The 24,383-nt window shown below is 45.9% G+C and carries 27 protein-coding genes; 19 read left to right on the top strand and 8 right to left on the bottom strand.

What is annotated here, in order from left to right; translation table 11 throughout:
• Positions 1 to 31: 31 nt before the first annotated feature.
• Positions 32 to 1,213: a lipase family protein gene (locus ACZ5NB_RS16510; protein WP_460233387.1), complete on the top strand. Its 1,182-nt coding sequence runs from the start codon at positions 32 to 34 to the stop codon at positions 1,211 to 1,213.
• A gap of 59 nt (positions 1,214 to 1,272) precedes the next feature.
• Here the strand turns inward: ACZ5NB_RS16510 and ACZ5NB_RS16515 are convergent, their stop codons facing one another.
• Positions 1,273 to 2,877: a carboxylesterase/lipase family protein gene (locus ACZ5NB_RS16515; protein ID WP_460233389.1), complete on the bottom strand. Its 1,605-nt coding sequence runs from the start codon at positions 2,875 to 2,877 to the stop codon at positions 1,273 to 1,275.
• 216 nt (positions 2,878 to 3,093) lie between these two features.
• On the opposite strand from ACZ5NB_RS16515, the gene ACZ5NB_RS16520 reads away from it, so the two are divergent.
• Genes ACZ5NB_RS16520 through modC form a run of 4 tightly spaced genes read left to right on the top strand, consistent with a single transcriptional unit; the run spans position 3,094 to position 5,957 of the window.
• Complete coding sequence (locus ACZ5NB_RS16520) at positions 3,094 to 3,345, top strand: DUF7220 family protein (RefSeq protein WP_460233391.1); 252 nt, start codon at positions 3,094 to 3,096, stop codon at positions 3,343 to 3,345.
• Positions 3,342 to 4,091 carry a molybdate ABC transporter substrate-binding protein gene (gene modA, locus ACZ5NB_RS16525; protein WP_460233392.1) on the top strand — a complete coding sequence of 250 codons (750 nt, stop codon included), beginning with the start codon at positions 3,342 to 3,344 and terminating at the stop codon, positions 4,089 to 4,091. The genes ACZ5NB_RS16520 and modA overlap by 4 nt, the downstream gene beginning before the upstream one ends.
• Before the next feature lie 28 nt (positions 4,092 to 4,119).
• Positions 4,120 to 4,812, top strand: coding sequence for a molybdate ABC transporter permease subunit (modB, locus tag ACZ5NB_RS16530; protein ID WP_460233393.1), 693 nt, complete (start codon positions 4,120 to 4,122; stop codon positions 4,810 to 4,812).
• Positions 4,809 to 5,957 carry a molybdenum ABC transporter ATP-binding protein gene (gene modC / locus ACZ5NB_RS16535; protein ID WP_460233394.1) on the top strand — a complete coding sequence of 383 codons (1,149 nt, stop codon included), beginning with the start codon at positions 4,809 to 4,811 and terminating at the stop codon, positions 5,955 to 5,957. Before modB ends, modC begins: the two co-directional genes overlap by 4 nt.
• On the opposite strand, the gene ACZ5NB_RS16540 is transcribed toward modC, so the two are convergent.
• The 5 genes from ACZ5NB_RS16540 to ACZ5NB_RS16560 form a co-directional block, all read right to left on the bottom strand.
• Positions 5,954 to 6,364, bottom strand: a complete 411-nt coding sequence (locus ACZ5NB_RS16540; protein ID WP_460233395.1) for a NifB/NifX family molybdenum-iron cluster-binding protein — start codon at positions 6,362 to 6,364, stop codon at positions 5,954 to 5,956. The two genes, modC and ACZ5NB_RS16540, sit on opposite strands and share 4 nt — an antisense overlap.
• 18 nt (positions 6,365 to 6,382) lie before the next feature.
• Complete coding sequence (locus ACZ5NB_RS16545) at positions 6,383 to 6,949, bottom strand: flavodoxin (RefSeq protein WP_460233396.1); 567 nt, start codon at positions 6,947 to 6,949, stop codon at positions 6,383 to 6,385.
• A gap of 89 nt (positions 6,950 to 7,038) precedes the next feature.
• A complete protein-coding gene (locus ACZ5NB_RS16550; RefSeq protein WP_460233397.1) occupies positions 7,039 to 7,461 on the bottom strand; it encodes a hypothetical protein in 423 nt (140 codons plus the stop codon).
• Positions 7,462 to 7,492: 31 nt separating this feature from the next.
• Positions 7,493 to 7,987 (bottom strand): ankyrin repeat domain-containing protein, encoded by a 495-nt coding sequence (locus ACZ5NB_RS16555; protein ID WP_460233398.1) that lies wholly within the window; start codon positions 7,985 to 7,987, stop codon positions 7,493 to 7,495.
• A 59-nt stretch (positions 7,988 to 8,046) separates the two neighbouring features.
• The gene (locus tag ACZ5NB_RS16560) at positions 8,047 to 8,265 is read right to left on the bottom strand and encodes a Nif11-like leader peptide family natural product precursor (protein WP_460233399.1); all 219 of its coding nucleotides are present in this window, start codon (positions 8,263 to 8,265) and stop codon (positions 8,047 to 8,049) included.
• Between the two features lie 378 nt (positions 8,266 to 8,643).
• On the opposite strand from ACZ5NB_RS16560, the gene ACZ5NB_RS16565 reads away from it, so the two are divergent.
• The 12 genes from ACZ5NB_RS16565 to ACZ5NB_RS16620 all read left to right on the top strand — a co-directional run bounded on the left by ACZ5NB_RS16565 (position 8,644) and on the right by ACZ5NB_RS16620 (position 18,905).
• The gene (locus ACZ5NB_RS16565; RefSeq protein WP_460233400.1) at positions 8,644 to 9,222 is read left to right on the top strand and encodes a TetR/AcrR family transcriptional regulator; all 579 of its coding nucleotides are present in this window, start codon (positions 8,644 to 8,646) and stop codon (positions 9,220 to 9,222) included.
• A gap of 91 nt (positions 9,223 to 9,313) precedes the next feature.
• Complete coding sequence (locus ACZ5NB_RS16570; RefSeq protein WP_460233401.1) at positions 9,314 to 10,348, top strand: lipid A deacylase LpxR family protein; 1,035 nt, start codon at positions 9,314 to 9,316, stop codon at positions 10,346 to 10,348.
• Between the two features lie 161 nt (positions 10,349 to 10,509).
• A complete protein-coding gene (locus ACZ5NB_RS16575) occupies positions 10,510 to 11,238 on the top strand; it encodes a thermostable hemolysin (RefSeq protein ID WP_460233402.1) in 729 nt (242 codons plus the stop codon).
• Positions 11,235 to 12,737, top strand: coding sequence for an AMP-binding protein (locus ACZ5NB_RS16580; RefSeq protein ID WP_460233403.1), 1,503 nt, complete (start codon positions 11,235 to 11,237; stop codon positions 12,735 to 12,737). The genes ACZ5NB_RS16575 and ACZ5NB_RS16580 overlap by 4 nt, the downstream gene beginning before the upstream one ends.
• Positions 12,734 to 13,408: a TenA family transcriptional regulator gene (locus tag ACZ5NB_RS16585; RefSeq protein ID WP_460233404.1), complete on the top strand. Its 675-nt coding sequence runs from the start codon at positions 12,734 to 12,736 to the stop codon at positions 13,406 to 13,408. Before ACZ5NB_RS16580 ends, ACZ5NB_RS16585 begins: the two co-directional genes overlap by 4 nt.
• Positions 13,409 to 13,455: 47 nt before the next feature.
• On the top strand, positions 13,456 to 14,259 hold the full coding sequence (locus ACZ5NB_RS16590; protein WP_460233405.1) for an SDR family oxidoreductase: 804 nt from the start codon (positions 13,456 to 13,458) through the stop codon (positions 14,257 to 14,259).
• A gap of 32 nt (positions 14,260 to 14,291) precedes the next feature.
• The gene (locus ACZ5NB_RS16595) at positions 14,292 to 14,948 is read left to right on the top strand and encodes a tetratricopeptide repeat protein (protein WP_460233406.1); all 657 of its coding nucleotides are present in this window, start codon (positions 14,292 to 14,294) and stop codon (positions 14,946 to 14,948) included.
• Positions 14,949 to 15,007: 59 nt separating this feature from the next.
• The gene (locus ACZ5NB_RS16600; protein ID WP_460233407.1) at positions 15,008 to 15,667 is read left to right on the top strand and encodes a response regulator; all 660 of its coding nucleotides are present in this window, start codon (positions 15,008 to 15,010) and stop codon (positions 15,665 to 15,667) included.
• A 32-nt stretch (positions 15,668 to 15,699) separates the two neighbouring features.
• Positions 15,700 to 17,073: a sensor histidine kinase gene (locus tag ACZ5NB_RS16605; protein WP_460233408.1), complete on the top strand. Its 1,374-nt coding sequence runs from the start codon at positions 15,700 to 15,702 to the stop codon at positions 17,071 to 17,073.
• A complete protein-coding gene (locus tag ACZ5NB_RS16610) occupies positions 17,063 to 17,437 on the top strand; it encodes a cupredoxin domain-containing protein (protein ID WP_460233409.1) in 375 nt (124 codons plus the stop codon). The genes ACZ5NB_RS16605 and ACZ5NB_RS16610 overlap by 11 nt, the downstream gene beginning before the upstream one ends.
• Positions 17,434 to 18,198 (top strand): FTR1 family protein, encoded by a 765-nt coding sequence (locus ACZ5NB_RS16615; RefSeq protein WP_460233410.1) that lies wholly within the window; start codon positions 17,434 to 17,436, stop codon positions 18,196 to 18,198. Before ACZ5NB_RS16610 ends, ACZ5NB_RS16615 begins: the two co-directional genes overlap by 4 nt.
• A gap of 5 nt (positions 18,199 to 18,203) precedes the next feature.
• Positions 18,204 to 18,905: a hypothetical protein gene (locus ACZ5NB_RS16620; protein ID WP_460233411.1), complete on the top strand. Its 702-nt coding sequence runs from the start codon at positions 18,204 to 18,206 to the stop codon at positions 18,903 to 18,905.
• A 123-nt stretch (positions 18,906 to 19,028) separates the two neighbouring features.
• Here the strand turns inward: ACZ5NB_RS16620 and ACZ5NB_RS16625 are convergent, their stop codons facing one another.
• The gene (locus tag ACZ5NB_RS16625) at positions 19,029 to 19,583 is read right to left on the bottom strand and encodes an NAD/FAD-utilizing enzyme (protein ID WP_460233412.1); all 555 of its coding nucleotides are present in this window, start codon (positions 19,581 to 19,583) and stop codon (positions 19,029 to 19,031) included.
• Between the two features lie 488 nt (positions 19,584 to 20,071).
• Between ACZ5NB_RS16625 and ACZ5NB_RS16630 the strand changes: the two genes are divergently transcribed.
• On the top strand, positions 20,072 to 20,551 hold the full coding sequence (locus tag ACZ5NB_RS16630) for a YbhB/YbcL family Raf kinase inhibitor-like protein (protein ID WP_460233413.1): 480 nt from the start codon (positions 20,072 to 20,074) through the stop codon (positions 20,549 to 20,551).
• A gap of 139 nt (positions 20,552 to 20,690) precedes the next feature.
• Positions 20,691 to 22,310, top strand: a complete 1,620-nt coding sequence (locus tag ACZ5NB_RS16635; RefSeq protein ID WP_460233414.1) for a sodium:solute symporter family protein — start codon at positions 20,691 to 20,693, stop codon at positions 22,308 to 22,310.
• 83 nt (positions 22,311 to 22,393) lie between these two features.
• Here the strand turns inward: ACZ5NB_RS16635 and ACZ5NB_RS16640 are convergent, their stop codons facing one another.
• Positions 22,394 to 24,250 (bottom strand): di-heme-cytochrome C peroxidase, encoded by a 1,857-nt coding sequence (locus tag ACZ5NB_RS16640; protein ID WP_460233416.1) that lies wholly within the window; start codon positions 24,248 to 24,250, stop codon positions 22,394 to 22,396.
• Between the last annotated feature and the right edge of the window lie 133 nt (positions 24,251 to 24,383).

A 24,383-nucleotide genomic window follows, 5' to 3' on the forward strand; every position in this document is an offset into this window, starting at 1 on the left:
AATATAAACATAAATACTAAAAGGATTTATCATGCCCAAACTGACTGCATCAGAAGCAGCGAACTTAGCAAGTGGCGTTTACCAACTGCGCAGCAAAATGCCCGCGCGCGCCTACGCCGTTACCATGCGCCCGCTCCTCCCAGAGAATTTTCATTTTGATTTTGAAAACGAAGGCCGCATTGAAGGCATCAGCGGAAGCATTCTTAAATTCAACAAAAAAACCGGCTTTGCGATGGCAGGAACGGGAACAGGCCCACGCAGTAATGAAGCGGTTATTTCTATTCGCGGAACGGAATTCACCTCAACACATGATTGGCTAACCAATGGCCAAATCGGTTTAAAACCAGCAAGCAATAAAGCCATGGCCCACGCGGGCTTTAACAATGCCTTTAATTCTATTTCCGGCGCCATTCAAGAATTTACCAATGGTTTGAATGGCGTTAAAACTATTCACTGCGTAGGTCACAGCTTAGGCGGCGCGATCGCCACTCTTTGCGCAGATTGGATTTCAGAAAACACCGCCCACAACACCATTTTGTATACTTTTGGCGCGCCTCGTGTTGGCTTAGAGGATTTCGCCGGAAGGCTCACTCGAAACGCTAGCCTTCCACAAATTTATCGCACCGCTAATTCGGCAGACCCAGTTCCGATGGTACCTCTTTGGCCCTTCATGCACGCGCCATTGGGAGGATTGGAATACCGCAGTAATAATACTGGAATTTTTGATTTTTCTGCACACGGAATGGATGCCAACCAAGGCGCAAAGCCCGGATATATTCAAGCCGTATCGGGACGCAACTGGGAAGAGTTTGCTTTTCGTGGCGGAAAATATCTCAATCAATCTATTCAACTGCAATATAACCGTCGCCACGAAACATCTTTTAACAAAGATGGCTTAGAAAAAATCACAGCAGCCCTTATTGCACTCTTGAAAAAAGCGGGCTACCTCGCACTCGTGCAAATGCAAGCCGCCCTTATGGCAGGCTTAACATTTTACGATTTTCTCGCTCGCACTGTTGCTGAAATTTATAAAGCCTCAGAAAATAATGAAGCGGATGTAAAAGGTCTACTCGGCCACATGCTAGCGTTTATGGGAGATTTGACAACGATTATTAAAGAAATCACCTATCAAACAATAAAAACGATTTTCGACAAGTTGGTAGCCATTTTAAATAGAATGGCACACCGCGCCGTACAGACTTTTTCTAAATAGAACCTCTATACACTTCAACCGCATTTGGGACGATCAATGCGGTTTAAAAATTCAACTAATTATATCATTCGCCCGTCTTTCCCATGGCTCGCCCAAAACTCGCGGAATTCCTTGCGCGGGTCATTTTCGGCAGCAGGACTATCACCAAACACCATCGTTGTGCGCTTTTTGACGTCGTAAGCCGGCCACTCGGGTGTCATTTTATTATTAGGGTTACCAGTAGCTGCAAGGGAAATCCAAGCGCTTGCGATTTGGCTGGCGAGTTTTTTATTTTCACGCGTGGGACCAGCAAGCGGGAAGCGAACATCATTCATAGAATAGGCAACGTCGACACCATGCACCGCACCATAAATACCACCATAAGCAGGGCTGCCTTTGGTCCATAAATATTTATAAATCGGCGCCCCGCCTTGCTTGGCTTTCAAGTCCGACATGATGTGCGCACTGCGGCGGAAAGTGGCATCTGTAATTGAGCGTGAGTTGATGATGTAAGGCGTGGCTTTGGGATCTTCTTTGCGATACATCGCTAACAAGTCACCCACTTCGCTTTTGTCGACACGCTTTTCTAAATTAGTTTTTACGTCATCCCATGTCATGTTGAATTTCACTTCGCGATAGCTGCGCTCATCCAACACGCTTGATACAATCATTGGAATATCTTTCGCTAAAGGGGGCGCATCTGGAGAAAATGGATTTCTTGGAATTGCTTCCCCTATGACAGGAGAAAAAGATTTTGGCGCTTCACCACGTGACCGCTCAAATGCTTCTACTTCCGCTTGCGCATTCAATAACGTGGTGAAAGGGACCTTTTGTAATTTTTTAATTTCCTTGCGTTTAATACCTAGCTTATTTAGAAACTTGTCCGACACTTCGACTGCATCTTCTCGGCTCATTGTCACTAAGCTTGAACCACTCATGACACCTGCACTGCGATATAGGCCTTTCGATGATGGCATAGCCAGCATGTGACTCACTTTTGCACCACCTCCGGATTGGCCGAAGATCATTACCCGATCAGGGTCACCACCAAAGCTTTCGATGTTTTCTTTCACCCACGCCAATGCGGCGACGAGGTCTTGCATTCCGACAGACCCTGAATCGGCGTATTCGCCTTCATCACCGAGATACAAGAAACCCAGCGAACTAAGACGGTGATTAATGTTTACCACGACGCAATTACCCATCTGAGCTAACATCCAACCATCATTACCGGGGGTATTGCTAGAACCACCGTAAAAACCTCCACCATGGAATCGCACAATCACCGGCCTTTTACCACCGGACTTAGGTTCTGGAGTCCATACGTTGAGAACCAGGCAATCTTCTCCCATACCGCCAGATTGCACATCGTTCAAGATCAGGTCGGCATAGACGTGGCGACGATTGCCAGGGATTTGCGGCGCGATCTGCCCGTAGGCAAAGGCGTCTTTCACACCCGACCACTTTTTAACCGGTTGCGCTGGGAGAAAACGGTTTTTTCCGCCGGTGTTATCTCCGTAATTGATTCCTTTAAAGTACGCAATTCCGCCCGAAACCAAGCCGCGCACCTTACCGTTGGCTGTTTCTACGATAGGAAAGTAATCCGCCTCGGCACCAACGGCCCGCCCGAGCCATGCTGATGTGGTCAGTGCAGTAGCACCAAGCAAAAAGTGTCGTCGCTGCATATAAAAAATCCCTCAGAATTGGAATAATGACGATTATTGAAGTAAGTACTTATTAACCGAGAGTACTTTTTATAACACTATGCTTCTCGGTATAGTGTGGCTGTAGGATAACAGCCAACGAGAGATAGAAAACGTCGCAAAACATCAATTTTCGTAATGCTTGGCTCCATTAGCGACGACATAACTGCCAGGCGCACACCCCAAGGATTGATTGCAATGCATATAGGTCAAAGCCATTTCATGAGTGTTGTTGAAAGTACTGTGAGTGTTCTCGCTGGCTATCTACTAAATGTGCTGATTCAGTTTTTGGTTTACCCTCTTTTTGGCATTGAGGTTGCAATACAGCATGCATTCATCATCGCTATTATCATTACGGGTTTAGCCTTTGTGAAAAACTATTCGGTAAGGCGATTATTTAATCGCATTCATGTCAATCAACATGTAGACACATCGGCTAAAGAATTATGAAGCAGTTGTTCATCGCCACCATCAGTTTTTGCTTATTGCTTAGTAATCCAGCAATGGCGGACACCATTCGCGCAGCGGTGGCTTCGAATTTTATGGCACCGATGAAAGAGATCGTACAATCCTTCGAAGCACAATCAGAACACAAGGTATTGGTAAGCTACGGTTCCTCTGGAAAGTTTTATGCGCAAATTCAACACGGCGCTCCTTTCGATATTTTTCTCTCCGCCGATTCAGATAAACCTTTGAAACTGACTGAGGTCAATCTCGCAGACGACTCCGGTCGATTTACTTACGCCATCGGCCGACTAGTACTTATGAGCAGCCAAGGCGGAGATGCGAAACAACAACTTCTCGATAAACAATTTAAACGCCTTGCAATTGCCAACCCCAGGCTCGCACCTTACGGTGCCGCAGCGCATTCGGCATTAACCTCCATGGGATTATGGGAAAGCGCCCAGCCTAAGCTAGTCATGGGTGAAAATATTGCGCAAACATACCAATTCGTAAGCAGCGGCAATGCGCAATTAGGTTTTATTGCAGCCTCACAAATTATTGATGATGGCACGCTTCCAGCCAGCGCTTGGTTAATACCGGAAAGCAACCATCAAACTATCGCTCAAGATGCCGTATTGCTGACAAGATCAACTCAAAAAGCGGCAGTAGATTTCTTAAAATTTTTGCGTAGTGACCAGGCGATCACTATCATCCAACGTTACGGCTACGACACACCGAGCGAGCAACAATAGTTGCATGACCACTTTATATAGGTAACCAATGCATTTTAGCGATGCCGACATCAGCGCCATTTGGCTGACCCTGCGACTAGCGACCACAGTGACAATTTGTCTATTGATCGTCGGCACCCCCATCGCCTGGTGGCTTGCTAACGCCAAAGGGCGATTAAAAAGCTTAGTTAGCGCGGTTGTTGCGTTGCCTATTGTCTTACCGCCCAGCGTCATCGGTTTTTATTTATTAATTTTTATGGGGCCCAGCGGGCCGCTAGGCAAACTCACTACCAGCCTTGGCTTAGGCACCTTACCTTTTACGTTTAGCGGTTTGGTGATTGCTTCAATTATTTATTCGTTACCGTTTGTCGTACAGCCCATACAAAATGCGATTGAAGCGATTGGCAAACGCCCGCTGGAAGTTGCCGCCACACTGCGCGCTGGCCCGCTTGATCGTTTTTTTACTGTTGCGCTACCTTTAGCGCGGCCCGGATTATTAACCGCAACCGTACTCGGTTTTGCACACACTGTGGGTGAGTTTGGCGTGGTATTAATGATGGGTGGCAATATTCCCGGTGAAACGCGAGTTGTATCAGTACAAATTTATGACCACGTTGAAGCACTCGATTACGCTAGCGCCCATAGCTTGTCGTTGTTAATGGTTGGTTTCTCATTTTGCGTTTTGATTGCTTTGTATTTATTTAACCCACGTGCTTCTTTTAGTACAGGGGTTAAAGCGTGATCAATAATCTTCCTTTACCAAAACAAATCACCCGGCCCGGTATCGATGCGCGATTTGCATTGTCTTTTGCTGATTTCACCTTAGACGTCGACCTACAACTTCCCGCTCAGGGAGTGACCGCACTATTTGGTCATTCGGGCTCGGGAAAAACATCATTGCTGCGCTGCATTGCTGGCCTACAGAAATCCCATAATGGTTTATTACGAGTCAATGGTGAACTTTGGCAGTCTGAATCTAGCTTTGTACCTACACATAAACGCCCGATTGGTTATGTTTTTCAAGAAGCAAGTTTATTTAACCATTTGAGCGCTGAGGGCAATTTGCATTACGCGCTAAAAAGAGCGCCTAAAGCTCATACCGACATTCAATACGATCACGCCATCGAATTGTTAGGTATCGAACACTTATTAAAACGCCACCCCGAACAATTGTCAGGTGGTGAAAGGCAACGTGTTGCTATCGCTCGCGCACTATTAATTCAACCCAAACTATTGCTAATGGATGAACCTTTAGCTGCGCTGGATTTGCAGCGCAAGTTAGAGATATTGCCCTACTTAGAACGTATAAAGCGAGATTTGGAATTACCGATCATCTATGTGAGCCACGCACCGGATGAAGTTGCGCGTTTAGCTGATTACTTAGTGGTAATGAAAGAAGGTCGTGCCGTCAGTAGTGATACATTGAGCAATGCCATGACCCGCATCGACTTCCCCATTCGACTTGGCGAAGACGCCGGTGCGGTTATAGAAGGCACTGTTATCGAACGCGATCTCGAGTGGCAATTGGCCCGAGTGAGTATTCCTGGCGGTGAAGTTTGGCTACGTGACGGAGGCAATGCGATTCATAGCCAGGTACGAATACGCGTATTAGCGCGGGATATTAGTTTGTCCAAAACCCAGCATGAAGATACGAGTATTACCAATATTTTACCCGCGCACGTTCTCGACATTGGCGAAGATGAACACGACGGTTCACTGCTAGTGAAATTACTGATTGGCGCGAAAGGAAACGGTAATGATGAGGTTGAAAAAGAAGCGAATGGCAGCGTCTTACTATCAAGGGTATCGCGCCGATCCGCTCACAACCTTGAATTAAAAACCGGCATGGATATTTGGGCGCAAATTAAATCCATCGCCGTCATTTAACTCTGCCCGGCTGCACTAACAGCCGCGTGGTGTTCAGGGTCTAAACACTCCGTCTCTTCGTGAGGCAAGCCAGCCGCAAGGTTTCCTTCCAAATAATCAATCACCGCTTTTTCAGGATTTTTTTCTGCGGTAGTCACTAATTGTGTATCGCGCTCCGCAAGGCGACGAGTTACACCCTCACCTGCAGAGCCAGCAATGGCTACGTCCACACCATGCACGGGGTGACGATTACCATCCCCTCGCACATGCCATTCATGTAGGCTTCCCGGTGGGTCAACGTGAATATCCCAAACATGCTCTGGCTTATCACCTTCCACCGCATACACTTTCCATGTTTCTGCACGGCCCGCATGAGGTGATACTGTACCGTCTTCGTTAGTCGCTACGGCAATTAAAGGGGTTGTCATTGAATCTCTCCGCGAACGCTAAGCTGCGTGTTGTGACACTTTTTGGATATGAGCGAGTAGTTCAGGCACGACTTGTTGGGTCCATTGCTCAAGTCGCGTCGCAGTTTCCATGCTTTGTGTGCGCTGATCAATAACCAACCCAACGAAACGACCATCAACCACTGACGCAGAGCTCTCAAAGGTATAACCATCGGTACTCCAATCGCCAATCATGGTGGCTCCCATCGACTCGAAGACTCTATACAGGGCAATGAGTGAACTCGCGAATCGTTCTGAATAGCGCTCTTGAGCACCCAGCCCATAAAACGCGCAGCATTTTCCGCTCAAGTCTTGTCGTCCTAAGACATCTAAGAATTCTTCCCAGTTTCTTTCTAAACACCCCGCACTTAACCCTGGAATATCGCCCACCCCATAGCTGGGGGTCCCCAAAATATAGGCGTCGTACTGCATAAAATCTTCGGCATTAATACGGTTTACGTTAATTGGCTTAGCTGCATTTTCGTCACCAATTAATTTATGCAGTTTTTTGGCGATGAGGCGCGTCGTGCCCGTTTCCGTTCCGAAAAACATACCGATCTTATTCATAGTTACTCTCGTTAAATTTTAAGCATTTAACCTCATGCACTAAACCTCGTGTATTAAACATTCAGCTTTTAACTTTGTGGATGTTTAAGCTACATGACATGTCGATATGCCTCACGCAAAATTTCGCGCTCTAAGTAAGGAAGGGAAAAACCATCTGGCAATTCAATCCAACTATGTCCATAGGGAACATTGGGCAAATCGCGACCAACCACCATGACTAAGAATACCGGCAGCAAGCCGCCCGAAGCATATTGCTTTGGAACCTCCAAAAACAATTTGAAGTCTTGCATTAACATTAGCCACTGTTCTGGCAGCTGCAGATGCTCTGCGACCTGGCGAACGGCAATCGATGGATGAAACACTACTTTTGCTTGTGGCAAATCACTTATCACTGACAAGCGCGGTAGAACCAAAGGCCCGCAAATGTTTCCCGACGCAAATTGCAAAAAAGTTAATCTGCCGCTGGACGGATGCTTATGACAGACGATCGCTCGCAACTGTGCGTCACCCACCGGTATTTCCCTAATTAGCTTAAAAGATCTATCAAGAACGCGCTTTTAAAAAACGCAAAATATCGATATTCGATGCGAGGTCCAACGCAGAAAAATCATCTTTGCTACGCAAGCGTGTATTCGCGCCCGCCGCAACCAATTGTTTGACCGCTGCTGTTTTACCCGCCGAGCTTGCATACATTAATGCGGTAACACCGTCTGGGTTTTGATGATCAAGATTTGCACCTGCATCAACGAGCATTTGAATCACGCGCTCGTTACCAGAAAAACAGGCCAACCAAATCGCACTATTGCCATCACTATTCACTGCTTCGACATCCACATTGGCAGAAAGCAAATCACTGACATGCTGTTCATTGCCATCCGCAGCAGCCGACATGAGCGGCGTACGCTTGTATTGATTCACAGCGTTCAAGTTGAGCTCATCAAAACCCGACGCCGACAACCAACGTTTTGTCTCGTCGCTGATCGTAAACGAGTTTATTACTGCGCGACCATTGGCATTGGGTGATTGAGCAATTGGCATAGTGCTTTTTGGTTAACCTCGATTTCGTATTACGCGAAGCGGTCTATACTCGCAGCGATCTATACCCTGAGTAGCGCTTTAACTAGACGCTCACTTAATTGATCTTCGGTAAATTGCGCTTCATTAGGTGGGTAGAGGCTATCTTCCTCAAACTGAAACCCGTTCTCTCGAGCGAGAGCAAACATTTCTTTCATTTTTTGACAGGCCTTTAATTGCTCCCCTAATGCTGAATCTGATTTTGCTTTGGCGGAAAACGCCGCAATTTGCTCGACTGACATATCCAAATCTCTCTGAATTAAATGATTCAAGTTCCTGCGGAATACACAGGCGTTTCGGGCACCTAGCTCTAATCGACCGGCACCTCTCAGAACCAAGGTGGTAAGAACCACAATGGCTGGTTACGAAATAGCAATTACCAGGCCCATTTTCGGAGCAAAACAGCATAGAAATTTTGCTACAAAATCAATAAGTTGGGGAGTTCAGAGTACTCTCAGTGTTGTACTGATGTCGGATATGCGACGGAAGCGTGGGTGCTTCATGGAAGAAAAGCGACAATCTCGCGGACTCGCCCCACTGCGTTTTACACATAACCTTAGGCCAGACTATTCTAATAGATCCGTTGCAAAACAAGCCGACCGGTCATATTATTCTCACCCATGAGCAAACATGAGATTAAAAAAGATCATCTACTGGACGCCGGTTTGGAAGTCATGAAAAACCAAGGTTTCCATGGCACCAGCGTTAAAGACATTGTCGATGCTGCCGGTGTGCCGAAGGGGTCTTTTTATAATTACTTCCCCAGCAAGGAAGAGTTTTCAATTGAGGCTTTAACCAAGGCCTCAATCGAAGCCAAAGAGCATTCGCAAAAATTGCTAGGGAATAAACAGTTGACGCCCCTTGAGAGGTTAGAACGGTACTTCTCAAGCCAGGTTAACGACTGTTGCGCGGACGGGTTTTCAGTAGGCTGCTTCATGGGCAACATGTGCCAAGAAATGGCCGACAGTAATGAAAACATACGTTCCACTTTACGAACGGCACTTGCCGAGCACACATCCCTGATCGAGCAGATCATTAAAGAGGGTATAGATACCGGCTGTATTGATGCATCGGTTGACCCTAAAAGCACTGCTGAATTCTTATTCAACGCCTGGCAAGGCGCCATGATGCGGATGAAAGCAGCTAAATGCCGCGAGCCGCTAGACGCCTTCATGGCACAACTACCGCGCTTGCTGTAACTAACACTTCATTTTTTAGGCCCTGGATTAAGACGACCGGTCATCTATTGCCATTATTTCAAGACGACCGGTCAGCTAAACGGAGTGCAACATGAAAAATTCCTTACTTATCAATCTATTAGCTGTAGCCATAGTTACCGTATCGGGCACTTCTCACAGTGCTACCAATCGCGATGAACCGCTTCCCAGCTGGAGTTTTGCATTTGAAAACGACATCTTGGCGGGTGGCGATTCTGATCGCGACTACACCTACGGGCTTAACTTCACCTTGAGCGACAACAGTCTTGCGCAGTCTCGATTTACCCCGCAACCGGTGCTGACAGCTATCGATGACCTTGTTGGGATTGGATCAAGCAATCAAAACCGCTACAGCTTAGAGGTTGGCGTCTATGGATTTACACCCGACGACATCACGGTCGCAGAACCAATCTATGATGACCGGCCATACGCCAGTTTGCTTTATGCGCAAAGCCGCCACGAACGCATTAACCTAGCAGAAGAGTACAGCTGGACGAGCAGCTTAAGTGTCGGAGTCCTTGGGCTAGATTTAGCAGGCAGTGCGCAAAATCGTTTTCATCGCGCCATCGACGGTAATGAAGCGCAAGGCTGGAAACACCAAATCAGTGACGGTGGCGAAATTACCGCCAGGTACACCGTCGCTCGACAGCAAATCGTGCATCGCACAGCGCGAACTGAAATCAAAGTGACACACCAAGGCTCCGTCGGCTACATCTCCGAGGCGGGTGTTGGGCTCAGTATACGTGGAGGTAATTTCGCCGATAGCTGGTGGAGCTTTGACCCGGATTTGGCAACCTATGGTGAACGTGGGGTGCAAGGGCAAAATCATTCCGCACCCGAAGCCTACTGGTGGGCCGGCTTTAATATCAAAGCAAGACTTTACAACGCATTTTTACAAGGTCAGTTTAGAGATAGCGACATTAGCTACAGCAGTAATGAACTACGCCACGGATTACTCGAAGCCTGGGCAGGTTATACACTAGGGTTTCGAAATGGCTACCGCCTGAGCTACTACGTCCGCGGACATACTTCCGAAATTCGTGAAGGTCATGGTGATAGGCATTTAGTATGGGGAGGGATTGCCGTCAGCAAACAGTTTGGTCGCTAATAACCATCGGGTGGTAAGTTTGGGATATGCATCACTAATTGCTCTTAGCTTTTGTGTGACGACCTGTAACTCTTAAGTCTGCCATAAGCTTGCTCCCCTATAGTAACCATCAACAACTCATGTAACGCATGAATGATGGTTACTATATAGGAAGCCAAGTTATGTCTTTAACCGCCGCCAACCAACGGCAACTGATAGAGGAAAACCCCGCGTTTGGCCTGCGCTATCAACGCGTACAACAATTGCTGCTGCCGCAATCACAAGTCGCACTGATTTCTCGTTCGAACACCCGACGTTCAGAAACAGAAGATTATATTAAAGAACGTTTTCACCAGACCTACGCCGCAAACGTCACCGAATTTTTACCCTGTCTAGTGACTTTAAGCTGCCAACAACAGATATCAGCCGTTGTCGGCACTCGCACCGCCGATCGAGATTCACTATTTCTAGAACAATATTTAGATTCACCCATCGAGTCAACTCTAAGTACTGCAACTCAACAGGTTATAGCACGTGAAAAGATTTGTGAAATTGGCAATCTCGTCGCAAAACGCCGTGGCGCATCACAATTACTTTTTCTATTGCTCGCCGACGCACTAGAACAACACGGCGCCGTATGGATGACCTTCTGTGCCACACCGCAAGTCAAAAAAATCATCGATCGTTTTCATTGTGAGATGATTGACCTTGGTCGAGCAAATTCTTCGCGTTTAATTAGTGATCCAGCCCAATGGGGTAGCTACTACGACAGCCGACCACACATTCACGCGGTACATTTACCTAGCGCGCTCGCCTCTGCAAGAAAGCAATTAATTTACAACGGTATCTTATATCTCTACCGCAACCAAGTGGCTGATCTTGCGGCACAACTCAATGGATATCACCAATGAATTTACATGACGTTCTGTTAAAGCGGTCAAACGACATTGTTTTAAATGATGGCAAGCGATCACTGACTGCTAGTGAGATGATCATACAAGCCAACCGCTTAGGCGACTGGTTACATGCCAACAACATTCGATGTGTCGGTTTGTATGGTGACAATAGTGCAGATTGGGTTATCGCCGATTATGCTTGCTTATCCTACGATATTGCTATCGTTCCTTTACCTACTTTCTTTTCGAATCAACAACTGACTCATGCTATTCACCAATCCGGTGTAGATTGCATCCTAACGGATCAACCTTTATTGATCGACAACCTCGGCATAGTCGGTTATGAAGATTCCAAAAAATCTGAGCAACATCCGGTTCTATCTCAGTTTAGCTATATTTACCCGAAACCAAATAAACTAGACGAGGCATCACCTCGAATACCCAAAGGCACACAAAAAATCACCTTCACTTCCGGCACTACAGGCAGCCCGAAAGGCGTTTGTCTTAGCTCAGATCACTTATTTCAAGTTGCACAAAGTCTTACAAAAATGATTGGCATACGCGCTCCTCGACATTTGTGCATTTTGCCACTCAGTACTCTGCTAGAAAATCTTGCGGGTATTTATGTTCCTTGGTTATCAGACGGCACTGTTTTCACACCATCACTATCAGAAGTTGGCCTGTCCGGTAGCTCGCAGTTAGATCTCGGCAAACTATTGGCCAGCATTGAAAAATGCCAACCGCATTCGCTAATTTTAACCCCAGAGCTGCTCACTGCATTAACGGCAGCCTGCGATTTAGGTTGGCAAGCACCCAGCAGTTTGCAATTTATCGCAGTGGGTGGCGGGAACGTTTCAAAGCAATTACTGGTTCATGCACGAAAACATGAATTACCGGTTTATCAAGGTTATGGACTTTCAGAATGTGGATCTGTGGTCAGCCTAAACACCCCTTCCAATAATCTAATAGATTCTGTTGGAAAACCCTTACCACACTTAAAATTAAATATTCTTGATGGCGAAGTGGTGGTTCAAGGCTCATGCTTTCTAGGGTACTGCGATGAACCTAAATCATGGCACCCAAGAGAAGTAATGACTGGAGATTTAGGATCACTCGACGACGTTGACTTTCTCAGCATTAGCGGACGTAAAAAACACCTATTAATTTCTTCTTTTGGTCGTAACATAAGCCCTGAATGGATTGAAGCAGAATTACTCGCCGGCCCGCTACTGCAACAGTCTATTGTGATTGGTGACAACAAACCCTATTGCACTGCACTCATTCTAGCGCGAGAACCACAAACCACCGACAACCGCATTCAGCAATGGATTGATCAAGTAAATTCAACGCTGCCAGATTACGCCCGTATAAAGTATTGGCACCGCTTAGATCAAAGCCTTTCAACTATCCCTGATCTTATGACCAACAACGGGCGATTAAAACGTCAAACCATTCATCGCTACTTTGATAACACTATCGAAGCGCTATATCCAAAACAAGAGAATGTATCATGACAACTTTTTATGCCGTATTACAAAGAGAAACTGCAGATGAACAGGCGTACATGTACGACGCACCCATTTTTTCCCGTTGTTTTGCAGGAGATATTACTTTAGAAGAGTATCGACGTTTTTTAACGTGTGCTTATCATCACGTAAAACATACTGTGCCACTTATTATGTCAATGGGTGCTGGATTACCGGACAGCAAAGAATGGCTGCGCGAAGCAAGCGCACATTATATCGAAGAAGAAATTGGTCATCAGGAATGGATTCTTAATGACATTGCCGCTTGCGGCTTTGATAAAGAATCTACAAGACACAGCAAAGCAAACCTACCAACAGAATTGATGGTCTCCTATGCTTACGATACCATCAACCGCGTAAATCCGATTGGATTGCTAGGAATGATTTTTGTCCTAGAAGGTACTAGCATTTCTGTAGCAGACAAAGCGGCTGAAGCCATTCAGAACGCGCTCGGATTACCTAACAAAGCGTTTTCCTACTTGCGTTCTCACGGTGCACTGGATCAAGAACATATCGTATTTTTCCAAAGCCTCGTTAATCAACTTGCTGCCCCTGAGGAACAAACATTAGTCATTCACTGCGCTAGACGTTTTTACCACCTCTATGGTGATATTTTTCGTTCAATACCTGTTGCTGAAGACCAAGCGAACGCCGCTTAACATTGCAATGAGATCGATTCAGTCAATTTTAGTTTCGGGATATCGCTATGCCATCTTATATGGAAAACAAAACTGTCCTTCTAACCGGTAGCAGCGGTGGAATAGGACAGCCTCTCGCCTCCGCATTAGCGGCAGAAGGTGCCTCACTCGTATTTGTCGGTCGAGATAAACAAAAACTACAAACACAATGCGACCAGCTTCCAGGTACCCATCGCATTATTGTTGCCGACCTGAGTCGATCTGAAGGTATTCAACAATTTCAAATGGAAATCAACACCTTTAAAAAACTCGATATCATCATTAATTGCATAGGCGTTAACGATTTCAATTTATATGAAGAGCAAGACTATTCACTGATACACAATATGATTCAAACCAATCTATTGGGCCCCATGTTTGTCTGTCGTGCAGCATTGCCATTGCTACGCCTTCAATCACACGCCACCATTCTCAATATCGGATCAACGTTTGGGAGTATTGGCTATCCTGGTTATGCGGCATACTCGGCGAGCAAATTTGGGCTAAGAGGTTTCACTGAAGCATTACGCAGGGAATTACTTGATAGCGACATTACTGTTCACTATCTCTCACCGCGCGCCGTAAAAACCCCCATGAATAGTGAGAGTGTCGACTCTCTCAACGCTATGCTTGGCAATAGTGTTGATGACCCACAGACCGTAGTCGACGCAGCTCTTCATCAACTACAACGAGAAATCGGTTATGACCAATATCTAGGATGGCCAGAAAAGCTTTTCGTTCGCCTCAATGCACTGATGCCTAAAGTCGTTAGTCAAAGCATTGCCAAACATTTACCCACTATTTACAGCTATTTTCCCTCCGCCATTCGCTAAATGCGTACTACGAGAACAACGAGGTAATTAACATGAAGAATCTTGCAGCAATTATTAAGTTTTTCGCACTGGCATCCATATTGGGTTTTTCATCTAACCATCTATACGCGAGTGATTACGAACAGATACACAAAATCCAACAAGCTTGGGGTGTTGCCAACTATCAACTACAAGGCGACACCCAATTAAAGGCTTTTGAGTCCTTATTAACCGATATAGATTCACAACTGCAAGCATCACCCAATGACGCTCAACTGCTAACATGGCGTGGTATTACTAAATCCAGTTACGCTGGCGTCAAAGGCGGGCTGGGTGCCCTTAGCTTGGCCAAGGCATCGCGCAAAGATTTAGAGCGTGCTATCGAAATCGATGGCAAAGTATTAGACGGCTCCGCGTACACTAGTTTGGCAACACTGTATGCTCAGGTGCCTGGCTGGCCTATTGGATTTGGCAGCAATAAAAAAGCCAAAGCATTGTTTGCTGAAGCACTAAAGTTGAATCCCAAAGGGATCGATAGCAACTATTTTTTCGCACAATTCATGTTCGATCAAGGAAACTATACCACCGCTGACAAACACTATCGTTTAGCGCAACAAGCCGCCGCTCGACCCGACAGACCGATAGCCGATTCAGGAAGGCAAGAAGAAATTCGTATAGCCTTGATCCAAGTGGCGGAAAAACTACGTTAAAAGGTCTAGAATGCTTTCATAGCAGCATTTTCTATTTCAAATCTTCGATAAATATAACTATGAACATATTGCTGATTGAAGATGATCCAGGATTGGCCAGTGGTTTACAGAATGCGTTGCAACATGCCGGCTATGCCGTCAATTGTGTTAATAATGGACGCGCTGCGCTATCGATCAGCAGCAGCCAACCCTCCGATTTGATTATTCTTGACCTCGGCTTGCCGGACATGGACGGACTTGTTGTATTAAAAAAGTTACGCAACGAACATAAGCATATCCCGGTGTTGATTTTAACTGCCCGCGATACGGTTGAAGACAAGGTTGGAGGGCTCGACAGCGGTGCGGATGACTATCTAGCGAAACCATTCGAATTACCAGAATTGCTCGCCAGATTAAGGGTCTTGGAAAGACGAAGCACGGCTAATACTTCTAATACCCTAACGGTAGGCAACGTTAGCCTTGATACCACCTCCCATATTGCCTACCTAGACAACCAAGAAGTCGACATGGCACGACGGGAGTACATGCTCCTAAAAGCATTGATGGAGAACTCTGGCCGAATACTTACGCGAGAATCCTTAGAAAATAAACTCTACAGCTGGGGAGAGGAGGTCAGCTCCAATGCGCTTGAGGTGCATATCCACCACTTACGTAAAAAATTGGGAACACAATTCATCAAAACAGTACGTGGTGTCGGCTACACGGTGAGACACAATTGAGATCTATCCGTTACTTTTTGATCGTCATACTTTTGGCCACAGTAACCCTGGTTAACTTTATCGCCGCGTTACACGGCTACCGCGCTAGCATGAGCGCCATCGATTCAATGATGGATAGTCGCCTCAAAGAATACGCACAGCTTTTAGCAACAGCGCATATCGTCGATAACGACAGGTACAAAACGCGAAGTGACTCTGCGCCTTACACCCAACCAAACATAGCGAGCAACATGCAACTTCAAGTTTGGCGAGGTAACCAGCTGGTTAAAGCATCACTTTCAAGTGACCAACCGATAACGCAACCCATAACGGGATTTCATAACACAAATGTCAATGGATATCGATGGCGGGCTTACACTCTACTTAGCAACGAAGAGGATGCAGATTTGACGCTGCTAATTATCGTAGCTGAGCGCATGGACCAACGCTATTCGCTTGCAGAAGCGGTGACTATTGAATCTGTCTTTCCTATTATCATCGCTATTCCAATATTAGGCCTACTTATTTGGTTTGTCGTTGGCCGAGGCTTAGCGCCGCTCGCAAAATTAACCTTGCAATTGAAGCGAAAGCAAAGTGATGACCTATCACCTTTATCGAACGAAGCACCGACCCGTGAGTTGATTCAACTCGAGACGACGATCAATGATCTACTTCAACGGCTAAACAATACACTCGAACAAGAAAAGCGCTTCTCATCCAATGCGGCTCACGAACTACGTACACCTATCAGCGCAATGAAGGTTCACCTCTATAATTTGAGCCAAGATTTAGTGAACGAACCTGACTCACTAAAACAAGTTCGTCTAGGCCTAGATCGACTGAGTTACCTTGTCGAGCAAACCTTAAGCCTCCATCGCAGCAGTCAAAGCCAAACCAGTGTCAACCGTCAATGCATCAACCTTACGCAAATCTTGCAAGACGCAATAGGGCATCACTATGATGCTATGGAACTCAAGCAGCAAGATGTCGAACTAATTTATCCTGAAAAGGCCGAACTTGCGATATACGGCAATCAAAATGCAATTGAAACGCTAGTCAACAACCTCTTAGGCAATGCAAATAAATATTGTCCACCTCATGGATCTATCATTATCACAGTCGAGAAAAGTCAACTGGGCGGAGAAGACCACATACGGATGACCTTCGAAGATAGTGGCCCCGGAATATCGGATGATGAAAAGGATATAGTATTCGAGCGATTTTACCGTTCTGGCGGTGATCGCCATGCGTCTGGAGAAATGGGCTGTGGATTGGGTCTTTATATTGTGAAACAAGTTGCCGATACGCATGGTGCAACTATTACCATAAGCACTTCTAAACAACTCGGAGGGCTGGCAATTTCAGTGACATTCGATCACGCTTTACTATGCAAAAACAACGCTCCCGACAATCAAAATGACAATTAATTTCTTATTCAAATACACGCAAAAAGTATCCAGCCGTCTACGAATATTACTGATCTTGACATTCTGGTGTACCAACCTAAGCTATGCTGATAAGCCGACATTTGAAATCATCATCGAAAACCATTTATTTATCCCAAGTGAAGTGTTTGTGCCAGCCAACACCAAAGTTAAGCTCATTGTCCACAATAACGACCCAACGCCTGAAGAGTTTGAAAGCTATGAGTTAAACCGAGAAAAAGTTGTTATGGGAAAACAGAAAGCCGTTATTTTTATTGGCCCTTTAAAGCCTGGAAAATATCCATTTTTTGGCGAATTTTTCCCTACCACTGCCCAAGGCACTATTATCGCGGTAGACGAACAATGATTATTACATCAGTCATTATCATACTCCGAGAGGCTTTAGAGGCAGCGTTAATTATCAGCGTACTTCTAGCATTTAGCCGCTATTCAAAACTCCCCATTACTTGGCTTTGGAAAGCGATAGCTCTCGGCACCATTGGTTCATACCTATTGGCAAACATTCTGCCTTGGCTGTCTGAAATTGGCGAAGGTGTTGCCCAAGATATTCTATTTGCAACGATTCACTTTCTCGTTGTTGCCGTTTTAGGCCTGGTTGTTTGGCTATGGTCAAACCCCAGCCAAACCCACCTTCTACCTTACCTAATGCTATTTGCTATTAACTTAGCAATTCTACGGGAAGGCTGTGAAATAATAATTTACTATACCGGCTTTATGAGTAACGCCGATCTATTAATGAATGTGTCAGTAGGCGGCATCATAGGCCTGGCAATTGGAGTGAGCATCGGCGCCATATGCTACTATTTACTGCTTTCGCTACGTAATGGCCATTTCATCCCCGTAACTTTTATCCTGCTAGGGCTCATCAGCGCAGGGCTTGTGTCTCAAGCCATTACGTTGTTATATCAAGCAGACATTTTAAGTAGCAATGGCGCGCTTTGGGATAGCTCAGCACTTATTCGAGAGTCGTCTCTTATTGGTCAGCTACTCTATGCCGTAATGGGTTACGAGTCTACGCCCAGCGCGTTGCAAGTTAGCAGCTATTTTTGCATCGCTGGTATTTTTCTATTTCTAGCTGCACGCATAAAAAAGCAACCGGATAATTAATTGTTATGCCAATAGCGTTAAGAGATTTCATATTAATTTTTGTGCTGATCTATTGTGGTTCTGCATTTTCTGACGGTGTCACAATTGATCGAATTTACGATCCCTATGTTGAATTTCACGAGCGAGAGATCGAATGGCGCTCTACGTTTTTTCACTTTGACGAATCGGACAATGTGAGCCTTCATAAATTGGGGTTTGGCTACGGCTGGACGGATAATTTTTTCTCCGAGATTTACGTGATCGGAGAGAGAGAAAGCAACACTCAACTCGAGGCAGTAGAGATTGAAGCAAAATGGCAACTCACAGAGCAAGGCGAGTACGCCGCCGACTGGGGACTATTGGTAGAACTCGAGAAGGAACACGATGATTCAATCTACGAATCCAGCATCGCGTTATTGCTAGCCAAAGATATACAGCGCTGGACTATACTTGGCAACCTAGGTGTCGGCTATGAGTTTGACGACGACATTGAAAATGAATGGGAAAGTAGCTTTAACGGCCAGGTACGTTATCGTTTTTACCCACATCTTGAGCCTGGTATCGAATGGTACCTATCGGAAGACACTCAAGGGTTAGGCCCTGTAGCTGGAGGAACTATTAAGCTTAAGGGTCGTAGCCAAGTGCATTGGGAGAATGGCCTCATCGTTGGCCTAAACGATACAACTCCCGACTACACCATTAAGTTATTAGTAGAATATGAGTTTTAATAATTGGCGTTAAGCTCTCAGAACACCTCAGCGTCCTGAGAGCCTCTGGCCTTGCCACCGCGGCCACACCATGAGGTCAAAGGGAGCGCTTACCGGGATATATACCGACCACAGGGTGAGCCTTTATGGCATAAAGCGCGTAAAACTTCTAAATCCATTTTGCGCAGAGATCACCATACTGGGAGTGGATTTACCTGTCCCTGCCGGCATTAGCTTGGGGTGCATCCTGACAATAGCGCCCAAGCGAGACTCTTGAACCTCTTTACTATCGACCATAAGCACGTGCTGACCTTGCTTCAACAAGGTCTGAAAGCGCTTAAATGCTCGGTGAGGCAGGTGCATACCTATCAACCCACCTTCCCAGGTGCAAAACCCTAGTATGACAATGGAAAGAAACAAAAATGGTGCCCAGCTAAAAGTTTCATACCAGCCGAAAAAATAAGCCAAACCAAGCACGCTAATTGACAGCAATATACCTACCACGGCACCAATCTCAGCAGTGAGCACAATGTCTTTCCGGAGAAAAGGATCAACACCATTAATATGTCGCTTTTCTAACTCAAAGTCGTCTTCAGTCAACACATGAATTTGCGGCCTGGAAAAACCGCTTTCTTCCAGCTCATTCTCGACCCGCTGCAATTCACTTATATCATCAGAAATATAGTAATGGCGCTTCATTTGTCACCCTCCATAATGTCGTTGACGTTGGATTACGTAACTCAATACTTCAAACGTTAACTAGGGTACGCAATTCAAACCGAAATTGGATCAGCTGTTTAAGATTAGCTATTCATGACAAAAAGATTTGAAAGACTCGATAATTATGAGACCCACATTTTTAACGCTAATGCACCATACTTAGTTAAATCTGTTACATAAAACTAGCCTGCTAACAAACAAACCCTATAAAGCGGACATTTGGACACAACGAAAGCCACCCCAAATAATCCTTAATAAACTTGATGCATAACCTCTAATAAAGGAGATTGGTAACACAACACGTATTGCAACCAGCCGCTGGTTTACCTGTACTTCTCAACGGACTGATATTGAATGAATAGAAGAATACGGCGAGCACAGAGGTGCTTTAGTATTTTTTCAATCCCTTTACAATGCTGGCTTCAATTGCTCTATATACAATCCACAGTAGTCATTAGGAGGCCTCCATGGGCTTTGCACTCTCTAGCATGCAGGTTCACAGCACCGCATTTGCCAACGGCACCGATATTGCCAAACAGTTTTCGACCGAAGGTGACGACGTTTCACCGCCGCTCGCTTGGACAGACGCGCCGGAAGGCACAAAAGGCTTTGCTGTTATTTGTCACGACCCGGATGCACCCTTGATCAGCGCCAATGGTACGTACGGCTTCGTTCACTGGGTACACTACAACATTCCAGGCAATGTCAGTGAATTACCCGAAAACTGTAAGGCGCACACAGATGGGAAAAATGATTTTGGTAATGTCGCATACGGCGGCCCAATGCCACCAGATGGACACGGCACCCACCATTATTACTTTTGGGTAATTGCGCTTAAGGAAGAAACCCAATTTGAACCAGGTCTAACCATGTGGGAATTACTCGAAAAAATAGAACCCATTGCCATCGGGATGAACCGTACTATCGGCACGTATCAACGCGATTAATACCCCACCTACCGAGGCAATAAAATGACTTATTGCCTCGAGCATACCGTTCTTATTTGACATTCACTGTCACCTTGTTAGCGTGTTGGTTCCTTTTGCATCAACCGACAACCAATACGCCACAGCATGACCACTCATCATGACTACTAATATAGCGACCCTCGACTGGTCAGTTATTGTGCTTTATTGCGGTGGGCTTATCGCACTCGCCCTGTGGTTATCGCGAAGCCAAGACAGCCGCGAAGACTATTACGTCGGCGGGCGAAAAATCGGTGCATGGCCCGTAGGCTTATCGATCATGGCAACGCAATGTTCGACCAATAGTATTCTTGGCGCTCCGGCGTTTGTCGCTTTCGCTGCTGGTGGAGGCCTCATATGGTTGCAGTATGAACTTGCTGTCCCACTGGCCATGGTGGCGTTGATGCTGTTTGTTATGCCCTTATTTCGCCATTTGCGCCTGATTTCCGTATACGCTTACTTAGAACAACGCTTTGATTTGCGAACGCGCCTCGCTTTAAGTGGACTATTTTTATTTGTGCGCGCATTTGCAACAGCAGTTACCGTTTACAGTATCGCCATTGTCATTGATTTAATTACAGGGTTAGGCTTTATACCCAGTGTTTTGTTGCTCGGTATTTTTACCATTATCTACGATGTGCTCGGTGGTATCCGGGGCGTAATTTACAGCGATGTTCTCCAACTTGGCATTCTCGTTACGATGCTAGTGTTGGTTCTGCTATACCTTGTCGACGATGCCGGGGGCACACAGAACCTTTGGCAACATTTTTCAGATGAACGAAAAACAAGCCTAGACTTCTCCCATCACGGCTTTGGTGACGGTCAGACTTTTGCGTTTTGGCCCATGTTACTAGGTGGGCTCTTCTTGTATGTCTCGTACTACGGGTGCGACCAGAGCCAAGTACAGCGACAACTGAGCACACGAAATATTGACACCACCAACAATGCATTACTGATCAACGGGTTACTGCGATTTCCCTTAGTATTGCTATATTGTTTTGTGGGGGTAGGAATCGCTGTTTATGCTACACAGCATCCAGAGTTTATAAATTCACTGCCTAAAAATAACGACTCACCGGAGTTCAACGTCGCGGTCCCGCTATATATGATTAATGCACTACCCACAGGGTTAGTGGGTCTTAGTTTAGTTGCGCTTTTCGCAGCTGCGATGTCTTCGCTGGATTCCGTATTAAATTCGTTAAGCGCCACGACTATGGAAGATTTTGTCCGCCGATTTCACCAGGGTCGCTGGGATCATCACAGAGAATTGATTCTTTCACGCTGGATCACTGCCGCCTGGGGCGCTGTGACATTAACGATGGCGTTTTTTGTTGGCGATATTGCGCCCACTGTGCTTGAAGCAATCAACAAAGTCGGGTCCCTAGCCAACGGACCAATACTCGCGGTTTTTGCGTTAGGCTTTTTAACTCATCGGGTTCAAGGTCCGCATGTCATAGGCGGACTTATAATCGGCGTGGCTTTAAATAGCTACTTGTGGCTTTTCCACCCCAACATCTCTTGGCTTTGGTGGAATGTGATTGGGTTTTTATGCACATATTTTTTTGCGTTTAGCACAAGCTTTCTCATCAAAATTGATAGATCGGCAGCTACACTTGAGATATACGAGGGCGCGATTAAAAATTATCTTTCGAACGAAGCTGAGGTGAATTGGTACTATCGAAGCCTTTGGTTAGCATTGTGGTTTCTAGCGCTCTTGCTCATCTTAATCGCTATTAATTAAAGCATCGGAAGCTGTCAATTTCGCTTTAAGCAAATCAACGCTCGTCCCACTTAGCACGGAACGAGCATCGATATAGCGATCAATCAAAGCGTTTTTAAATACTCTATAAGCTGCCACTTTTCAGCTTCGCTTAAGTGCGTACCCCACGTATGCCCTAGGTTGGAATTTCCTGGTTGTATTTCACCTTGCGCATTATTGACTTTGAAAAGGTTGAGACCTTCATTGGTTTTGTAGCCAACATGCTTAGGATCAAACTGTCGACTGCCTACCCAAAATTCCTTAACACGCTCTTCGGGTTTTTGTAGTAACTCCCACAGGTTAGGTACTGAACCATTATGTAGGTAAGGAGCCGTCGCCCAGATACCATTTAGTGGACGCGCTTTATAGACCAAACCAGCAAGATTTTTCTCACCGTTTTCTAAATAAGGGGAAGATGAATCACTGGCCATGACCGTACGTTTTTCCAAATTTTCTTTTAGGTATTCTTCGATAGATTTACGGATCTCCTCCGTTTTATCCACCTCATACTCACCCACTTCCATTGGCATGATGCCCGCTTTAATTGCAGTGATAGGATCACGCAGTGCAACCCCAACTACACCGTTGACGGGTATTGCTATCGCGGCAGTCTCCTCTTCGAATCGATCCCCAAAAATAATTTTATCGCGAGAACCTTCGAGGATTAATGACTTAGCTCTGTGATGCTGAGCGTTCCAGGCCATCATAGGGTCCGTACCGACAACATCCAGTGGTACTTGCGTGGCGATATATTTCAGCCCTTCGTCTTTTGGTAACACAACGTTGTGGCATGATTTACAATTTGCATCAAATAGCTGTGCACCACGCGCGGCATCACCCTCACGTATGGCGGGAAGGTGTTCCTCAGGCCACCGTGGAGAGCGTAGCGCTTTCACCCAAGATTCGAGATGACCAAGCCCTTCCATATCCACCGTAGAGCTATATCGATATTTTTTACCGTATAAACGCTGCCACCAGGGCGCTTTTTTAATTTTTAAATCACCAAATACACCGACGACTTCGCCCATATTACGAACCAATGGACCCACCACCGGTGTGTTGGGAGCAGACGCGTTCCATTGCACGACGTCAGATTGATGTGTTCCCCAAATAAACGGGTAAGAAACGGGTGAACTCGGTGGATTACGATTACTGAGATCATTTAACGCAAAAGCTGACCCCGCATTTTGAATGTTGCCAAACGCATCTAAGCGCGCATAACTTGTGAAGTCAGCAGGGAAGTCGTCGGGTAAATTATTGACCACTTGCCTTTCTGATGCTGCGAGGCTTAATTGCGCGAGTTGCTCACGCAAGCCTTCTGCTCGCGATTCTGAATACTCGTCTTTTAGAACGTTGCGAGCAAAGCGCTCAAATTTTTCATCGTCTTCATGAGTGGCATTCAGTGCGGCAACCACATCACTATAAAATTTCACAAAGTTCGCTAATGTGGGGGCACCCTCGATTAAGATTTTTGTATCTTGATAATCTAGCTGATTGGTATGACACGCCGAGCACGTCATACCCACCCACGCCACATCACTTTCTTTGTCGACATCTAACGCAAAACCAATAGGCAACCCTGCGGGGTTGAGCTGTGATGCAGGCATCGGCAAATAACGCAGAGATTCCATATTCTCGGCAGAGCGAAATAATTCTTCCGAATCAGCTTGCTCTAACCACGCAAACCAGCTGTAAGGCATAATGCGCGAACCTTGGCTGGTAAACCAAAAGCGCATGCGAGTTTCTGCATCCCACGCTTGCTCTAATTCAACACGAGCGGGGATTGTCCCCACCGCAGGGGTCAGCGCGACATCTGTCACATCACTGTAATAGCCTTTAGTCGAATATAACGAGGTACACCCTACTATCCCCAAGGCTATACCACTCAAGACTCCCGTCAATTTCAGTGTTTTTTTGTTCATAGCTACATTCCTTGTCGAGTAATTTCATTGTTTGCCAACATGCTGATTAGCCATTGGCCGACAGACATGGCAAATCATAAGAGAGAGGAGAAAATATCGCGGGCGCTGTGGGCTAAATTCGCTCGCTTATGGG

The sequence above is a fragment of the Aurantivibrio plasticivorans genome (assembly GCF_055392955.1).

Excerpts from the sequence above, each read along its gene's own strand:
- ACZ5NB_RS16510 (WP_460233387.1), top strand. The coding sequence starts at position 32 with ATGCCCAAACTGACTGCATCAGAAGCAGCGAACTTAGCAAGTGGCGTT.
- ACZ5NB_RS16515 (WP_460233389.1), bottom strand. The coding sequence starts at position 2,877 with ATGCAGCGACGACACTTTTTGCTTGGTGCTACTGCACTGACCACATCA.
- ACZ5NB_RS16520 (WP_460233391.1), top strand. The coding sequence starts at position 3,094 with ATGCATATAGGTCAAAGCCATTTCATGAGTGTTGTTGAAAGTACTGTG.
- modA (WP_460233392.1), top strand. The coding sequence starts at position 3,342 with ATGAAGCAGTTGTTCATCGCCACCATCAGTTTTTGCTTATTGCTTAGT.
- modB (WP_460233393.1), top strand. The coding sequence starts at position 4,120 with ATGCATTTTAGCGATGCCGACATCAGCGCCATTTGGCTGACCCTGCGA.
- ACZ5NB_RS16540 (WP_460233395.1), bottom strand. The coding sequence starts at position 6,364 with ATGACAACCCCTTTAATTGCCGTAGCGACTAACGAAGACGGTACAGTA.
- ACZ5NB_RS16545 (WP_460233396.1), bottom strand. The coding sequence starts at position 6,949 with ATGAATAAGATCGGTATGTTTTTCGGAACGGAAACGGGCACGACGCGC.
- ACZ5NB_RS16555 (WP_460233398.1), bottom strand. The coding sequence starts at position 7,987 with ATGCCAATTGCTCAATCACCCAATGCCAATGGTCGCGCAGTAATAAAC.
- ACZ5NB_RS16560 (WP_460233399.1), bottom strand. The coding sequence starts at position 8,265 with ATGTCAGTCGAGCAAATTGCGGCGTTTTCCGCCAAAGCAAAATCAGAT.
- ACZ5NB_RS16565 (WP_460233400.1), top strand. The coding sequence starts at position 8,644 with ATGAGCAAACATGAGATTAAAAAAGATCATCTACTGGACGCCGGTTTG.
- ACZ5NB_RS16570 (WP_460233401.1), top strand. The coding sequence starts at position 9,314 with ATGAAAAATTCCTTACTTATCAATCTATTAGCTGTAGCCATAGTTACC.
- ACZ5NB_RS16575 (WP_460233402.1), top strand. The coding sequence starts at position 10,510 with ATGTCTTTAACCGCCGCCAACCAACGGCAACTGATAGAGGAAAACCCC.
- ACZ5NB_RS16580 (WP_460233403.1), top strand. The coding sequence starts at position 11,235 with ATGAATTTACATGACGTTCTGTTAAAGCGGTCAAACGACATTGTTTTA.
- ACZ5NB_RS16585 (WP_460233404.1), top strand. The coding sequence starts at position 12,734 with ATGACAACTTTTTATGCCGTATTACAAAGAGAAACTGCAGATGAACAG.
- ACZ5NB_RS16590 (WP_460233405.1), top strand. The coding sequence starts at position 13,456 with ATGCCATCTTATATGGAAAACAAAACTGTCCTTCTAACCGGTAGCAGC.
- ACZ5NB_RS16595 (WP_460233406.1), top strand. The coding sequence starts at position 14,292 with ATGAAGAATCTTGCAGCAATTATTAAGTTTTTCGCACTGGCATCCATA.
- ACZ5NB_RS16600 (WP_460233407.1), top strand. The coding sequence starts at position 15,008 with ATGAACATATTGCTGATTGAAGATGATCCAGGATTGGCCAGTGGTTTA.
- ACZ5NB_RS16610 (WP_460233409.1), top strand. The coding sequence starts at position 17,063 with ATGACAATTAATTTCTTATTCAAATACACGCAAAAAGTATCCAGCCGT.
- ACZ5NB_RS16615 (WP_460233410.1), top strand. The coding sequence starts at position 17,434 with ATGATTATTACATCAGTCATTATCATACTCCGAGAGGCTTTAGAGGCA.
- ACZ5NB_RS16620 (WP_460233411.1), top strand. The coding sequence starts at position 18,204 with ATGCCAATAGCGTTAAGAGATTTCATATTAATTTTTGTGCTGATCTAT.
- ACZ5NB_RS16625 (WP_460233412.1), bottom strand. The coding sequence starts at position 19,583 with ATGAAGCGCCATTACTATATTTCTGATGATATAAGTGAATTGCAGCGG.
- ACZ5NB_RS16630 (WP_460233413.1), top strand. The coding sequence starts at position 20,072 with ATGGGCTTTGCACTCTCTAGCATGCAGGTTCACAGCACCGCATTTGCC.
- ACZ5NB_RS16635 (WP_460233414.1), top strand. The coding sequence starts at position 20,691 with ATGACTACTAATATAGCGACCCTCGACTGGTCAGTTATTGTGCTTTAT.
- ACZ5NB_RS16640 (WP_460233416.1), bottom strand. The coding sequence starts at position 24,250 with ATGAACAAAAAAACACTGAAATTGACGGGAGTCTTGAGTGGTATAGCC.